The sequence below is a fragment of the Stenotrophomonas sp. YJH_SMC_8 genome, assembly GCF_059371315.1.
Window position 1 is genome coordinate 223,249 of the sequence record NZ_JCAFUL010000007.1, and the last position, 13,647, is coordinate 236,895.

15 protein-coding genes are annotated in these 13,647 nt (G+C 67.5%); 4 read left to right on the top strand and 11 right to left on the bottom strand.

From position 1 onward, the window contains the following. The first annotated feature begins 6 nt into the window (after positions 1 to 6). The gene (locus AC5P88_RS11195; RefSeq protein ID WP_495225052.1) at positions 7 to 1,230 is read left to right on the top strand and encodes a sensor histidine kinase; all 1,224 of its coding nucleotides are present in this window, start codon (positions 7 to 9) and stop codon (positions 1,228 to 1,230) included. Then, entirely contained in the window at positions 1,227 to 1,829 is a 603-nt protein-coding gene (locus AC5P88_RS11200; protein WP_005407733.1) for a response regulator transcription factor, read from the top strand. Before AC5P88_RS11195 ends, AC5P88_RS11200 begins: the two co-directional genes overlap by 4 nt. Positions 1,830 to 2,384: 555 nt before the next feature. On the opposite strand, the gene AC5P88_RS11205 is transcribed toward AC5P88_RS11200, so the two are convergent. From AC5P88_RS11205 to AC5P88_RS11250, 10 genes are all read right to left on the bottom strand, one after another. Next, the gene (locus tag AC5P88_RS11205; protein ID WP_495225053.1) at positions 2,385 to 2,921 is read right to left on the bottom strand and encodes a cytochrome b; all 537 of its coding nucleotides are present in this window, start codon (positions 2,919 to 2,921) and stop codon (positions 2,385 to 2,387) included. After that, positions 2,918 to 4,021, bottom strand: coding sequence for a catalase family peroxidase (locus AC5P88_RS11210; protein ID WP_495225054.1), 1,104 nt, complete (start codon positions 4,019 to 4,021; stop codon positions 2,918 to 2,920). Before AC5P88_RS11210 ends, AC5P88_RS11205 begins: the two co-directional genes overlap by 4 nt. A 290-nt stretch (positions 4,022 to 4,311) precedes the next feature. Continuing rightward, complete coding sequence (locus AC5P88_RS11215; RefSeq protein ID WP_106549877.1) at positions 4,312 to 5,679, bottom strand: leucyl aminopeptidase family protein; 1,368 nt, start codon at positions 5,677 to 5,679, stop codon at positions 4,312 to 4,314. A gap of 3 nt (positions 5,680 to 5,682) precedes the next feature. Further along, on the bottom strand, positions 5,683 to 6,402 hold the full coding sequence (locus AC5P88_RS11220) for an HAD family hydrolase (RefSeq protein WP_111205070.1): 720 nt from the start codon (positions 6,400 to 6,402) through the stop codon (positions 5,683 to 5,685). Between the two features lie 74 nt (positions 6,403 to 6,476). Further along, on the bottom strand, positions 6,477 to 6,944 hold the full coding sequence (locus AC5P88_RS11225; protein WP_495225055.1) for a hypothetical protein: 468 nt from the start codon (positions 6,942 to 6,944) through the stop codon (positions 6,477 to 6,479). Positions 6,945 to 7,037: 93 nt separating this feature from the next. Then, complete coding sequence (locus AC5P88_RS11230; protein ID WP_495225056.1) at positions 7,038 to 8,147, bottom strand: AI-2E family transporter; 1,110 nt, start codon at positions 8,145 to 8,147, stop codon at positions 7,038 to 7,040. 67 nt (positions 8,148 to 8,214) lie between these two features. After that, positions 8,215 to 8,670 carry a hypothetical protein gene (locus tag AC5P88_RS11235; protein ID WP_049429640.1) on the bottom strand — a complete coding sequence of 152 codons (456 nt, stop codon included), beginning with the start codon at positions 8,668 to 8,670 and terminating at the stop codon, positions 8,215 to 8,217. Beyond that, positions 8,667 to 9,137, bottom strand: coding sequence for a phage holin family protein (locus AC5P88_RS11240; protein WP_099498329.1), 471 nt, complete (start codon positions 9,135 to 9,137; stop codon positions 8,667 to 8,669). Before AC5P88_RS11240 ends, AC5P88_RS11235 begins: the two co-directional genes overlap by 4 nt. A gap of 8 nt (positions 9,138 to 9,145) precedes the next feature. Further along, positions 9,146 to 9,511, bottom strand: coding sequence for a hypothetical protein (locus tag AC5P88_RS11245; protein WP_004153835.1), 366 nt, complete (start codon positions 9,509 to 9,511; stop codon positions 9,146 to 9,148). Positions 9,512 to 9,612: 101 nt separating this feature from the next. After that, positions 9,613 to 11,046, bottom strand: a complete 1,434-nt coding sequence (locus AC5P88_RS11250) for a Do family serine endopeptidase (protein ID WP_049429642.1) — start codon at positions 11,044 to 11,046, stop codon at positions 9,613 to 9,615. Positions 11,047 to 11,536: 490 nt separating this feature from the next. Here AC5P88_RS11250 and AC5P88_RS11255 point away from each other — a divergent pair, with 490 nt between their 5' ends. Both AC5P88_RS11255 and AC5P88_RS11260 read left to right on the top strand, forming a co-directional pair. After that, the gene (locus AC5P88_RS11255; protein ID WP_495225057.1) at positions 11,537 to 12,424 is read left to right on the top strand and encodes a histone; all 888 of its coding nucleotides are present in this window, start codon (positions 11,537 to 11,539) and stop codon (positions 12,422 to 12,424) included. 108 nt (positions 12,425 to 12,532) lie between these two features. After that, entirely contained in the window at positions 12,533 to 13,222 is a 690-nt protein-coding gene (locus AC5P88_RS11260; protein WP_106549871.1) for a hypothetical protein, read from the top strand. Between the two features lie 15 nt (positions 13,223 to 13,237). Here AC5P88_RS11260 and AC5P88_RS11265 read toward each other — a convergent pair whose 3' ends face one another. Then, positions 13,238 to 13,597 (bottom strand): DUF1428 domain-containing protein, encoded by a 360-nt coding sequence (locus AC5P88_RS11265; RefSeq protein ID WP_495225058.1) that lies wholly within the window; start codon positions 13,595 to 13,597, stop codon positions 13,238 to 13,240. Between the last annotated feature and the right edge of the window lie 50 nt (positions 13,598 to 13,647).

Genomic DNA, 13,647 nt, shown 5'->3' on the forward strand with positions numbered 1-13,647 from the left:
ACTGGCATGATCGGCAGCGATCGTCCCCGCCTGGATCACCCCGTGTCGTCGAGCTGGCTTGCTCCCCTGCTGCGCCCCGCACCGGACTCGGCAGTGGCCGACAACCTGCGCCGCGGCAAACCGGCCTGGGCCGATGCCATCCACCTGCTGTGGACGGTGTGGGTGTTCATGACGCCGCTGTTCGCCGGCGGCTACACGCTGCGCTGGCTGGGCTTCACCCTGGCCAGCTATCCGCTGTTCCTGCTGCTGTACGCGCGCCTGCTGTTGTCACCCCGCCACCATGCGCCACGTTACGCACTGGCGATGACCGCGCTGGCGATCGTGCTGGTGCCCTGGTACCCGTCGGGCATCAGCTACTTCATCTTCGGCTGCGTGATGCTGCGGGTCTGCGGGCGTGGCAGCTGGTGGCGCTACCTGCTGCAGCTCGCCGTGCTCAACGCGGCCTTCTACCTGGTGGCCCATCTGGCGCACTATCCATGGCAGAGCCTGGTCTGGGTGCCGGCGGTGTCGTTCATCATCGGCATGGTGGTGAACGTGGAGGCCGTGAACAAGGAGAAGGATGCCGCGCTGCAGCTGTCGCAGGAGGAGGTGCGGCGGCTGGCGACCACCGCCGAGCGTGAGCGCATCGGCCGCGACCTGCACGACCTGTTGGGCCACACCCTGTCGCTGATCACCTTGAAGCTGGAACTGGCACGCAAGCTGCACGACCGCGGCGATGCCCGTGCGCGGCAGGAGATCGGCGAAGCCGAGGACATCGCCCGCGAAGCGCTGGCCCAGGTGCGCAGCGCGGTTACCGGCATCCGCGCCAGTGACCTGGCTGGCGAACTGGCTTCGGCGCGCCTGCTGCTGGAGTGCCAGCAGGTGCACCTGCAGTACGCGCCTCCACCGCCGATGCCGGTGGACGTCGAGCGCGGCCTGGCGCTGGTGCTGCGCGAGGCCGCAACCAATATCGTGCGCCATGCGCAGGCGACGCAGGCGCGGGTGGAATTCATGCTGGAAGGACGAATGCTGGCGATGCAGATCCGCGACGATGGTCGTGGCGGCGTAGAGGCAGAGGGCAATGGCCTGTGTGGCATGCGCGAACGCGTGGCGGCACTGGGCGGGCAGTTGGCGGTGCAATCGGTACGGGGCGACGGCACCGTGCTGACCGTGCGTGTGCCATTGGCCGCGGCGACCGCACCGCTGCCACCGGCGGCACCGCCGTCGCTGGCGCAGGACGGTGCCGCATGATCCGCATCCTGCTGGCCGAAGACCAGGCCATGGTGCGCGGCGCGCTGTCGGCCTTGCTGGGGCTGGAACCGGATATCGAGGTGCTTGGCAGCGCCGCCGACGGCGAGGCGGCCTGGCGCATGCTGCAGCAGCTGCAGCCGGACATCCTGGTCACCGACATCGAGATGCCGGGCCTGTCGGGGCTGGAGCTGGCCCAGCGCATCGCGCGTCATGAACTGCCGATCAAGGTGGTGATCGTGACCACCTTCGCTCGTGCCGGTTTCCTGCGCCGCGCGCTGGAAGCAGGCGTGCTGGGCTACCTGTTGAAGGATGCACCGGCGGAGAACCTGGCCGATGCACTGCGCAAGGTGAAGCAGGGCATCCGCGCGATCGACCCGCAGCTGGCACTGGACGCCTGGTCGCAGGCCGACCCGCTGACCGACCGCGAGCGCCGCGTGCTGCGCCTGGCAGGCGAGGGCCGCACTGCCAGCGAGATTGCCGAGCAACTGGGGCTGTCGCACGGCACGGTGCGCAACTACCTGTCCGAGTGCATCGGCAAGCTGGGGGTGGCCAATCGGATCGAGGCGTATCGGCTGGCGCGGCAGAAGGGGTGGTTGTAGAGCACCAGTAGCGCCGGGCCATGCCCGGCGGACCGTTTCCGCGCCTGCGGAGAGGTGTCACTTTCTTTGCTCGTGCACCGCGCTGCAGGAGCAGCGCGGAACGGCGCAGCCGGCCCGCAGGGTGGTGCACATGGATGTGCGCCATCAAGAAAGTAACCAAAGAAACACGCCGCCGAACGCGAGCCGGTGCTGCGCACCGGTGCCCTGCGCTCCTCGGTCCGTCGAGGGACGGCGCGCAGAAGTCAGCCGACTAACAGTCGGCTCTACAGGACATCGGCGCCTCTTCGCCCCTGATTCCCCTGCGGTGCTCGGCTCGCTCAAGGCGGACCCAACGTCAAAGGCCACAGCTGCACCCGGTAGATCCACGCCACGCGTGGATGCTCTTGCTGTTGATCTTGCCCTTCAAGTCCGCCTTGAGCGCAGGGCACTGGCTTGCGAAGCACGTCGGCTCGCGGCCGGCGGAGCGTTTCTTTGGTTACTTTCTTTGCGCGCAAAGAAAGTGACACCCCTCCGCAGTCGCGGAAACGATCCGCCGGGAACTCCCGGCGAACCCCTTCAGTCCTTCCCGCGCGCCATCGCCTGGAACACCCCATCACGCCGCACCCACAGGTGGAACAGCGCCGCACCCACGTGCATCAGTACCGTGGCGAACAACACATACGCCAGCAGGCTGTGCGCATTGCGCAACGCGGCATACAGCGCGGGGGTGTGCGGCACGATCGGCGGCAGGTGCACGCCACCCCACAGCACGATCGGGTAGCCGCCGGCCGACAGCATCGCCCAGCCGATCAACGGCATCGCCAGCATCAGCGCATAAAGCATCCAGTGCGAGGCCTTGGCCGCCATCACCTGCCAGACCGGCAGATCGGCCGGCAGCGGCGGCGGGCGGTGACGCAGGCGGTTGTACAGGCGCAGCAGCACCAGCAGCAGGATCGCGATGCCCAGCGGGCGGTGCAGGTCGATCAGCACCGGACGCAGGTGCAGCGAGGCGACCATGGTCACGCCGATGAACAGCATGGCGATGATCATCAGCGCCATGGTCCAGTGCAGTACCCGCGCCAGCAGATTGAAGTGGCCGTTGTGGGTGTTCATCGCGCGGCCTCCTTCGGTTGTTCGACATTGCCGCTGGCGCGCTCGCGCTCGCGGCGGTTGAACGACTGCGAATACACGGCCGAACGCGCAGCCAGGATCGGATCGTCGCTGCCGCGCACGCCACTGGGCAGGATCAATGGATCGAAGTTGATCTGGCCGCAGGCGCCCTGTTCCTGCGACTGCATGCGGTCCAGGCTGAGCACGCCGGCCACCACCTCATCGCGCGACGCGGGCCACGGCACCGACGGATCATCGATGGCATCACCCGCCGCGGCGGTGCTGACGACCAGGTTCCAGCGCACCGGGCCACTGGCCAGGCGCTGTTTCAGTTCCTGGCTGAGGAAATCGACGCTGGCCTGCTTGCGTGTTTCCGCATCCATCTCCACCACAGCCGCCTGTGGCTGCCAGCGCCAGCGCACCGCGCGCTTCTGGCCCTGCGCATTGGTGAACCAGAAGCTGTTGACGCTGTTGAAGGTGGTGTCGGCCCAACTGCTGGTCCATGGCGCCGTCTTGGCCCACTGCTGGAACGCCTGTGCGCTGGGGTATTTCGCCAGCACTGCCGCCATCTTCTGCGGATCCGGCTTGCCGGTGGCCGGGTCGGGAATGGAGGCGCGCGTCTGCTCGTAGAACGCCTCGGCCGTGGGCACCGCGAAGAACGGGAAGCTGTTCATCGCCATGCGCCATTCCTGGCCATCATCGCTGACCATCTGCACCGCGAGGCTGCGGACGCGTGCGGTGTTGTCGGCGCCATAGGGATCGCCACCGCCGATCGACAACCGGCCCATCACCGGCACGCGGCGCTGCGAGAACACGCGTGCACTGGACAGGGTGGGCGCCTGCGCACTGGGTTCGAACCAACCGCTTACGCAGATGCCCTTGCTGTGCGCACGGCGGAACCCGGGGTGCGCCGGGCCGGTGGCTTCGATGGTGTCGGTGAAGCGCTGCGCAGTCAGGCGGTCGCCAATCCAGCCGGCCAGCCAGGCGAAGGCCAGCACGAACGCACCCAGAATGAGTGCGATCATTGCGATCCAGAGCAGGGGTGAATGCTTGCGCGGTGCGCCCGGCGTCTGGCCAGCGCGGGTGTAGCGGAAGAGCGACATGGTCGGAGTCCTGCCTTCACGGAGCGTGTGGGTGGTCGACCCACACATCCTCGCAGAACCCGGCCGCGGCCGAAATTCAATTTTTCGTCAAACTTCCAGCCCTGCCAACGCCCCGGTAGAGTCGACTGTCAGTCGACTCGCGCGCGCAGCGCGGGGTTTTCACGGCCGGCTCCAATTGAAGAGCAGTCGGATCCAAGAGCAGTCGACTAACAGTCGACTCTACCGTGCCCATGCCTGCCCCGGCGGTCGGGCCGGGTACGGCGTGCCAACCAAGGTCGGCACCCACCCGATCAGCTGTAACGCGCCTTCAGCATCGCCCATGCCGAGCGCAGCGCCAGGGCTTCGCCACCGGCCGGGCGGCCCGGGCGTTCGCCGTCGTTCCAGGCATACACGTCCAGGTGCGCCCAGCGCTGGCCGTCTTCCAGGAAGCGTTCCAGGTACAGCGCGGCGGTCACCGAGCCGGCCATGCGCGAACCGGCGTTGGCCAGGTCGGCGATGCCGCTGCTCAGGTAGCGCAGGTAGGGGCGCCACAGCGGCATGCGCCAGACCGGATCGCGGGTGGCGTCGCCGGCCTGCAGCCATTGCTGGGCCACCGTATCGTCATTGCTGAACAGTGCCGGCAGGTCCGGGCCCAGTGCGATGCGCGCGGCACCGGTGAGGGTGGCGAAGTCCAGCACCAGGTCCGGCTTCTGCTCGCCGGCGAAGGTGAGCGCGTCGCACAGGATCACGCGGCCCTCGGCATCGGTGTTGTCGATTTCCACGCTCAGGCCCTTGCGGGTGGCGATGACTTCGCCCGGGCGGAATGCGTCCGGGCCGATCGCGTTTTCCACCGCCGGCACCAGCAGGGTCAGCCGCACCGGCAACCCGCGCGCCATCACCAGGCCGGCCAGGGCCAGCGCGTGTGCGGCGCCGCCCATGTCCTTCTTCATGTTGCGCATGCCGTCGGCGGGCTTGATGTCCAGGCCGCCGGTATCGAAGCACACGCCCTTGCCGACCAGCACCAGCGCCGGGTCCGTTTCCTTGCCCCAGCGCAGCACGACCAGGCGCGGCGCACGGTGCGAAGCGCGGCCCACGGCGTGGATGGCCGGGAAGTTCTGCTTCAGCAGTTCATCGCCGGTGATCGCATCGACCTGCGCACCATGTGCATCGGCCAGCGCGCGTGCGGCGTCTTCCAGCTGCTGCGGGCCCATGTCTTCGGTCGGGGTGTTGACCCAGTCGCGCACGCGCAGGCTGGCGGCGATCAGGTCGGCCACTTCGCCGGACGGTGCAGCCACCAGCTGCGCCGGTGCGCGGTTGCGCTTGCGGTAGCGGTCGAAGCGGTAGCTGCCCAGGCCCCAGCCCAGCTGCAGCAGCGCCAGTTCGGCGGCCGGCAGTTCATTGGCCAGCTGCCAGACGCTGCCTTCCGGCAATGCATGCGGCGCATGCGCATAGCTGTAGGCATCGCCACGATCACCCACGCCCATCACGGCGCCGGCCAGGCCATCGGTGCCCGGCAGCAGCGCCACGCTGTGGGCGCCGGCGTTGAAGCCCTGCGATGCCAGCCATGCCTGCGTGGCAGCCGGCTGGCTGTCCTTCCACGCGGCGAACTGCTCGCGGTCCAGCACGTACAGCGGCAGCGCCGCGGCGGTGTCGGCGGTGAAACCAGTGATCTCGCTCATGCGTCAGATACTCCGGGGTGCGGCGGCGTCGAGGTTGGCGTCCAACCAGTCGGCCAGGCCGGTAAGGGTGTCGAACTGCAGGTCCGGCTGCAGCTGCGGATGGGTCCAGGTGGCTGCGTCGCGGTTGATCCAGCAGCCGCGCAGGCCGGCGGCGATCGCCCCGGCCACATCCATGTCGGCATGGTCGCCGACGTGCAGTACCTGTGCCGGTGCCACACCCAGGCGGGTGCACGCGGCATGGAAGATGCTGGCTTCGGGCTTGGCCGCGCCGTGTTCGCGCGAACCCAGCTGGAAGGCGAAATGATGGGCCAGGCCGATCCGCTCCAGGTCGGCGTTGCCGTTGCTCAGCGCCGCCACCGGTACCCGTGCGGCAATGCGTGCCAGCGCGTCGATCGCATCGGGATAGCACTCCACCTGGTTGCGCGCGGCGTAGAACACTTCATATGCCGGTTCCAGCAGATCGAGGCTGGCACCACTGTTGTGCAGGGCTTCGTGCAGGGTCAGCCGGCGCAGCGCGCTCAGGTCGTGATGGAGGTGCGGATGGGCGTGGTACAGCCGTTCGCGCAGTTCGCGCATTGCCTCCACCGGATACATCGCGGCGGTAGCGGGGCTGTGTTCACGCATCCACGCGTGCAGGACCTGTTCGATGCGGGCGCCGATCGGAGCGAACGGCCACAGCGTGTCGTCAAGGTCGAGGGTGATGGCTTGGACGGGGAAATTCACCCCGCCATTCTACCCCTGCCCGCGCGGGCTTTCATGCGGCGCGGCGGGCGGGAGGGGCGCTGGGCCGGGCCGGGTCAGCGCAGGTTGTAGGAACAGGCGATGGTGGTCTGGCCGTCGAACTGCTGCACGTCCAGATTATGCCGGCCCACTTCCTTCGTATAGGTGCCGGCCACCGGGTCGGACATCTTCGCCAGTGCCGCGATCTGTTCGACGCTGGCCGAGCTGAAGTACGCAGTGAAACTGTCGATGCCGTCCTCGCCGCTGTCGCCGTCATAGGATTGCAGTTGGTTCACCGGCTGGCCCAGCACCATCAGGGGCGTGGTCAGCCGGAACTCGCCGCTGGATTCGCCGTTCTGCGCCCGCGCCGGGGCCGGTGCAAGCAGCCGGGCCATGGCGTCGAACTGCTTGGGCGTGAGGTGCCGCTTGCAGGTAACCGCTTCGGCAAGCTGGGTGCGTGCCTGCTCGGCAGTCGGGGGTGCAGCGGCGAACGCGGGAGCAGCAAGGCAGGCCAGGGCGAGGCAACGCGTGGCGAAAGAGATCATCCGAACGGATCCATCCGAAAAAAGGGGGGCATAGTCTGCCACTTCGTCCCTGATTCGGGTTCCGCCATCTGCGTCCATCATTTACTGATGCCGCTATTCCAGCAGCCGCGCCCAGCCCTGCATACCGTCCAGGCGTGCCAGCACCAGCTTGATGCATACCAGCAGGGGCACCGCCAGCAGCAGCCCGATCATGCCCCAGGCCCAGCCGAACACCATCAGTGCCAGGATCAGCACCAGCGGCGACAGCTTCATGCGCCGGCCCAGCACGATCGGGGTCACCAGCTGTCCTTCGAGCGTGTGCAGGGCCAGGTAGGCGGCGGCCGGTAGCAGGGCCTGCAGCGGGTCGCGGAACTCGACGAAGCCCATCAGCAGCATCAGTGCCACGCCGATCAGCGGGCCGACGTAAGGGGCGAAATTCAGCAATGCAGCCACCGTGCCCCACAGCAGGGCCTCCTGCAGGCCGATGCCGAACAGCATCAGCACGCCAGCGAACACCAACCCGACCAGCGTATTGATCACGCTGATGGTCAGCACATAGCGCGAGACCTCGCGCTCGATCGAACGCAGGATGTCACTGGTGAAGCGCTGCTGCTGGCGGTTGGGGAACAGGGCGATGGCCGCGCGCTGCAGGCTCTGCCCATAGATCATGAAGAACAGCGTGAGCAGCACCACCGCCAGCACCGAGGCGGCCAGCCGTGGCGCGCGGGTCAGCATGCGGTAGGGGTCGTCCATCTGGGTGCGGATCACCTGCACCTTGTGGTTGCTGTCACCCCCGGCCACGCGGGCGAAGTTCTCCGCCGCCTGGTTGGCCTGCTGCACCGGCTTGGTCAGGTCCTGCACCTGGCGCGCCACCTTGCGCAGCTGCTGCGGGGCTTCCTGAGCCCATTCCATCGCCGGGCCAATCAGCTGCACGGCCAGCGAACCGGTCACACCCAGGCCGGCACCGAGGATCAGCAGTGCACCCAGTGCACGCGGAATCCACAGTTTCTGCAGCAGGCGCAGGATCGGATTGCCGACCAGCGCGAAGAACATCGCCAGCAGCACCGGCAGGATGATGTCCTGCGCCGCCCATAGCGTGTAGCCCACTGCCAGGGTCGCCAGCACCACCAGCGACATCGGCCCGCGCGGGCGCGACGGCGGGGGCAGCGGTGCGTCAGGTGGTTCGGGACCGGCCGGTGACGGGGACAGGAGGGACTCGCTCATCGACGCATCAACCGGAAAGGGGAGCGCATTATCCGCCGGCCGCGATCGGCGCGGCGGATTACATGCATCAACGTTCGGACAGCTCGGTGGCCGCTTCGGCCGGCCGCGGTTCGCGCAGTTCCGGTTCGGGCACGGGCCGGGCTGCCGGCGCAGGTCGCTCGGCGGTCGCCGACGTTGCCGCCTGTGCCTGTTCGCTGGCCTCGTCGGCTTCCTCGGCTGCGTCGTCGGCAGTGGCCGCGGCCTGCGCCGCCATCGCCGTGGCAAATGCCGCCTGCGCGCTGGCGAACAGGTTCGAGACCGAACCGACCATCTGCAGCCAGCGGGCACCGTTGACCTTGCCCGGCACTTCCAGCTTGCCGGCGATGAAGCCACCGGCCAGGCCGACCACCACGATGCGCAGCGGCGACCAACCCTGTCGCCAGACCTGGCTGAGCGTGGACCAGTGGTCCTGGGTCTCGCCCAGGCGCACGGTCACCACCTGTTCGCAGCGTTTCACCCGCCGCTGCAGCGCGCCGAACTTCATGGCTTGCCCTCGGGCAGCTGCACGCCGGCATCGGGGTCGTCTTCGCTGGGCTCGTCGAACAGGCCCAGGCGTGACAGCTGGCGCCGGGTGGCATGCATGCCGGTGTGGTGGAAGAAGTAGGACACCCGCCAGATCGCATAGCCGGTGACGGCCAGGCTCAGCAGGGAGGTGATCAGCAGGGCCTGCAGCCAACTCAGGCCCCAGCTCTGCAGCAGCGCGATGAGGGTGGCGGCCATCAGCAGCCAGGCCGAGGCACCGAACACGATCGCCACGCCGGCCCAGGCCAGCGCACGACCGAACGCACTGCGTGCCAGCGCGAAATCGGCCGAGGCCAGCCGGCGCAGCGAACGCACCGTGTGCTTGGCCGAATCGGCAGCGGCACGACCGGCCGCGCCGACCTGGCGGATGCTCTCATCCAGCGGCGGGGTGGCCGCCGGATCAGGCGCTTGCGTGTTGTCTTCGCTCACGCTGCGGCTTACTTGTCGCTGCTGCCGCGAGCCAGCTTGGCGATGATCCAGCCGGCAGCGAAGGCAACGCCGAACGAGGCCAGCGGACGTTCGCGGATCAGTTCGGCGGCGCTGTCGATCAGGTCCTTGCCCTTGTCCATCAGCGCATCGACCTGTTCCTTGGCGGCGGCACCGCCGAACTCGGCGGCGGCCAGGCCGGACAGTGCGCTGTCGGACAATTCAGCCTTGACGTTGGCCTTGCCGATGCGAAGCTCGTCGGTCGCTGCACCGGTTGCACCCTTGATCGCACCGCCGGCGGCCGTAGCGGCCTGCTTCAGGTGGGAACCGGCTTCACCCAGGTGTTCCTTCAGGTTCTCGGTATTGGTGGGGCTCATCGAATCACTCCTGTTGCGATGGGGGAACGGGAGTCGGCGGTGCCGACCTGGACTGACAGCAATAGCATTGCCGGGGTATAGGGGGTGTTACGGCAGGGCGATCAGCGCATCACGAGCTGGCCCTGCTGCTGGCCATTGTTGCGCAGCACGCGCAGCACCAGCGTCGGCGGGCGCTGCTGGAAGTTGGCACGCCAGCTGGCCAGGTCGGCGAATTCACCCACGGTGGCATCGGTGATGATGTCGCCCTGCTGCAGGCCGTTGCTGGCGGCGCGGCTGCCGCGCTTGACCTCGCTGACCAGCACGCCGCTGGCGCCTGACTGGCGCAGCGACTCGGGCAGGTCGACGAAGGTGGCCCCGCCCAGGCGCGGGTCCAGGCTGTCGCCGGTGACCGCGCGTGCCTGTTCCTTCAGCGTCGCCTTGATCTGCAGCGGCTTGCCTTCGCGGCGTACGTCCAGCGTCAGCGGGCTGCCGACCGCCGCCAGGCCTTCCACGTTGTGCAGGGCTTCGGCGCTGTCCACGCGCTGGCCGTTGGCCGACACCACCACGTCGCCCGGCTTCAGGCCGGCTGCGGCGGCGGCCGAACCGGCCAGCACGCGGGTGATCAGCGCACCGCGGGTTTCGCCCAGGCCCAGGCCCTGCGCGATCTGCGCGGTCAGGTTCTGGCTTTCCACGCCCAGCGTGCCGCGTACCACCACGCCGTGCTTGACCAGCTGGTCGACCACGCTGCGCGCCAGGTTCGAGGGAATCGCCAGGCCCAGGCCGATGTTGCCGGCCATGCTGCCCTGCGGATTGAAGCTGGCGGTGTTGATGCCCACCAGCTGGCCCTGCAGGTCGACCAGCGCGCCACCGGAGTTGCCCGGGTTGATCGACGCATCGGTCTGGATGAAGTTCTGGTAGCCCAGCCCGCGGATGCCGCTGCGGCCCACCGCCGAGACGATGCCCGAGGTGACCGTCTGGCTGAAGCCGAACGGATTGCCGATGGCCACCACGAAGTCGCCCACCCGCAGCTGGTCGCTGTTGCCGAGCTTGATGTCGGTCAGGTTCTGCGCCGGAATGCGGATCAGCGCGATGTCGGTGTCGCGGTCGGAGCCGAGGAACTCCGCCTTGACCGTACGCCCATCGGCCAGCGTCACCTGCACGTCATCGGCGTTGTCGATGACATGGTGGTTGGTCAGCACCAGGCCCTCCTTGGCGTCGATGATCACGCCCGAGCCCAGCGATTCGTTGATGCGTTCCTGCGGGATGTCCGGGAACAGGCGCCGGAAGAACGGGTCGTTGAAGAAGGGGTTGCGCACGCGCACCACCTGCTTGGTATTGACGCTGACCACGGCCGGCATCGCCTTCTCCAGCATGGGCGCCAGTGACGGTACCTGCTGCCCGGCCACTGCGGCCGGCAGTGCCGCCATGGTCGGCACCACCGCTGGAAGCGGCGCGGCATCGGCACGGTTGTCCAGGTGGGCGTTGATGCCGGTGGCAACGAAGCCACCGAAGGCGGCGGCGATTGCGAGCGTAAGCAGGGTAGGTAGCGGTCGCATGGGGGTCGGTTCGCAGGCGGGAATGGGGTCGGTTCGGCTCTACGGTAAAACAAGCTGAATGAGTGTGTCGCGATCTGGATAAATGCGCCATGAAAAACACGTCCGCGAACAGTGGGTCCAGAGCCGGGCAACGGATCCGCGGTGACACCCATCGAGGTGATCAGGACACCTCTGAAAGCCACCCTTCGCCGCGCGGACACAGTCGGATACTTGCGCAGTTCCGCGCAGGGAGGTGCCGCACTGCGCCACAACGCATGCCTGTCGCTGCACGTGCGCAGGTACGCGCGGCGGCGTCGATCAACCCGGTGGTTGGCGTGGCACAGTCCTTAAAAAAAGGGGTTTCCTGAAAACCTGCCACACCGAAGGGGGTGGTCGACTACACCATCGCCGTCGCAGCAGATGCGATTGCTGGCGCATGCCCCGTTCCACGATCGTCAATGTCGGTATAGCATCGCCCCGTTTTGATACTTAAGGCCCGCAGGAGGGCAACATGAGCAACGGTAATGGTGTGTCGGTCGTGACCGACGCCGTCGAGAACGTCAAAGAAACCGCCACCAACGTTGGCGAGACCATCGCCCACGCTGCCGAAGACGCAGTGAAGTCGGTCAAGAAGACCGTCAAGCGCGCCACCAAGGCTGCCGGTACCCGCGTTGCCAAGGCCAAGAAGGCCGTGGCCAAGGTCGAGAAGACCGTTGCCAAGAAGGCCGAAAAGGCTGCCAAGTCGGTCGGCAAGACCGTTGCCAAGGCCAAGAAGAAGCTGGAAGCCGCCAAGAAGAACGCCAAGGCCGAAGCCGCTGCCCTGAAGAAGGAAGTGGCCAAGAAGAAGGCCGCTGCAGGCAAGGCCGTGACCAAGAAGGCCGCCGCTGCCAAGAAGACCACCAAGGCTGCCACCAAGGCTGCCGGCAAGAAGGTCGCCACCGTGAAGAAGGCCGCCACCAAGAAGGCCGCCGTCGCGAAGAAGACCGTTGCCAAGAAGACCGCGGCCGCCAAGAAGGTCGTCGGCAAGAAGGTTGCCACCACCAAGAAGGCTGTGGCCAAGAAGACCGTCGCCGCCAAGAAGGTCGCCGGCAAGAAGGCCGTGGCTGCGAAGAAGGTTGTCGGCAAGAAGGCTGCCGCCACCAAGAAGGTCGCCACCAAGAAGACCACTGCTGCCAAGAAGGTTGTCGGCAAGAAGGCTGCCGTCGCCAAGAAGGCCGTTGCCAGGAAGACCACTGCTGCCAAGAAGGTTGTCGGCAAGAAGGTCGCCGCGACCAAGAAGGTCGTCGCCAAGAAGGCTGCACCGCTGAAGAAGGTTGCCGCCAAGAAGGCGCCGGCCAAGAAGGCTGCCGCGAAGAAGGCACCGGCCAAGGCTGTGCGCAAGGTCGCCAAGCGCAAGTAATCGCGCCGTGACCGAAGGCCCTGCCACCCACCGGGTGGTGGGGCCTTTCGCGTTTCTGGGACACGGTCTGGGGCAAGATGCAGGTTCTTCCCACCGGAGCCTCCAGGCATGCGTGGTATCGACTTCAGTTCCTGGCAGGGCGTGCTGTCCACCTTGGCCGGCCTGGTCCTGATCACCCTGCTGGGCGTGGGCATCCGCCTGCTGGTGATGCAGACCCTGCAGCAGCGCCGCGAGCGCGAGAACCGTCAGATCAACGAACGGCTGCGCACGCTGATGGCGGCCTACAAGACCCTGGGCGGTTCGTTCACCGGCGAACTGGGCGTGGATCCCAGCCATCGTCGCGACCTGCGCCAGCGCGAAGAAATCGAAGGCATCGCCGAACCGCGCTCGGATCGCACGCGCCGCATCCGCGATGCCGTTGAGGCCGCGCTGTCGGACATCCTGCTGCTGGGCACCGACGAACAGGTGCGCCTGGCCGCGCGCGCTGCCAACGAACTGGCGCAGGGGCGTCCGGTACATACCCACGAACTGGTGGTCTCGCTGCGCGACTTCGTGCGCGAGGCGCTGGATCTTGCCCCGATCCCGACGGATCTGCAGATCCCTCCGCAAGGGCCGACCCGGCCTGGTGCCAGCGGTGGCAGCAAGGGCCGCAACGACGGTGACGCCAAGGCGGGCCGTGGTGGCGGAGGCGGTGGTGGCGGTGGAATGGGCGCCGGGATGGGCGGCATGGGCCTCGGTGCCGGCGCCGCACTGGGCGCCGGCCATGCTGCTGCCAGCGATGAAACGGACGCGCGCTGAGCGCGTCCACCGGGTTCAGCGCGTCAGCTCGTAGATCGGCGCGAAGCCGCCGTAGATCATCCGCGCGCCGTCGAAGGGCATCGGATTCTTCGAAGGATCCATCCGCGGGTCCTCCATCATCTTCGCCATGCCAGCGTCGCGGGTCGGTTTGTCCGGCCATTCGATCCAGGAAAACACCACCGTCTCATCCGGCGTGGCTTTCACCGAGCCGAAGAAGTCAGTGGTCTTGCCGTGGGGTACGTCATCGCCCCAGCACTCGACCACGCGCAGCGCGCCGTACTCGATGAAAACGGGATCACCTGTGCGTGCATGGGCGAGGAATTTCTCCTTGTTGGCGGTGGGCACCGCCAGGACGAAACCATCGATGTAGCTCATTGCCTGCCTCCGGATGGACCGTGCCACATGCACGGCCTTCAAGTACCCGA

Coding starts and splice junctions, on each gene's coding strand:
- AC5P88_RS11195 (WP_495225052.1), top strand. CDS start 7: ATGATCGGCAGCGATCGTCCCCGCCTGGATCACCCCGTGTCGTCGAGC.
- AC5P88_RS11200 (WP_005407733.1), top strand. CDS start 1,227: ATGATCCGCATCCTGCTGGCCGAAGACCAGGCCATGGTGCGCGGCGCG.
- AC5P88_RS11205 (WP_495225053.1), bottom strand. CDS start 2,921: ATGAACACCCACAACGGCCACTTCAATCTGCTGGCGCGGGTACTGCAC.
- AC5P88_RS11210 (WP_495225054.1), bottom strand. CDS start 4,021: ATGTCGCTCTTCCGCTACACCCGCGCTGGCCAGACGCCGGGCGCACCG.
- AC5P88_RS11215 (WP_106549877.1), bottom strand. CDS start 5,679: ATGAGCGAGATCACTGGTTTCACCGCCGACACCGCCGCGGCGCTGCCG.
- AC5P88_RS11225 (WP_495225055.1), bottom strand. CDS start 6,944: ATGATCTCTTTCGCCACGCGTTGCCTCGCCCTGGCCTGCCTTGCTGCT.
- AC5P88_RS11230 (WP_495225056.1), bottom strand. CDS start 8,147: ATGAGCGAGTCCCTCCTGTCCCCGTCACCGGCCGGTCCCGAACCACCT.
- AC5P88_RS11235 (WP_049429640.1), bottom strand. CDS start 8,670: ATGAAGTTCGGCGCGCTGCAGCGGCGGGTGAAACGCTGCGAACAGGTG.
- AC5P88_RS11245 (WP_004153835.1), bottom strand. CDS start 9,511: ATGAGCCCCACCAATACCGAGAACCTGAAGGAACACCTGGGTGAAGCC.
- AC5P88_RS11250 (WP_049429642.1), bottom strand. CDS start 11,046: ATGCGACCGCTACCTACCCTGCTTACGCTCGCAATCGCCGCCGCCTTC.
- AC5P88_RS11255 (WP_495225057.1), top strand. CDS start 11,537: ATGAGCAACGGTAATGGTGTGTCGGTCGTGACCGACGCCGTCGAGAAC.
- AC5P88_RS11260 (WP_106549871.1), top strand. CDS start 12,533: ATGCGTGGTATCGACTTCAGTTCCTGGCAGGGCGTGCTGTCCACCTTG.
- AC5P88_RS11265 (WP_495225058.1), bottom strand. CDS start 13,597: ATGAGCTACATCGATGGTTTCGTCCTGGCGGTGCCCACCGCCAACAAG.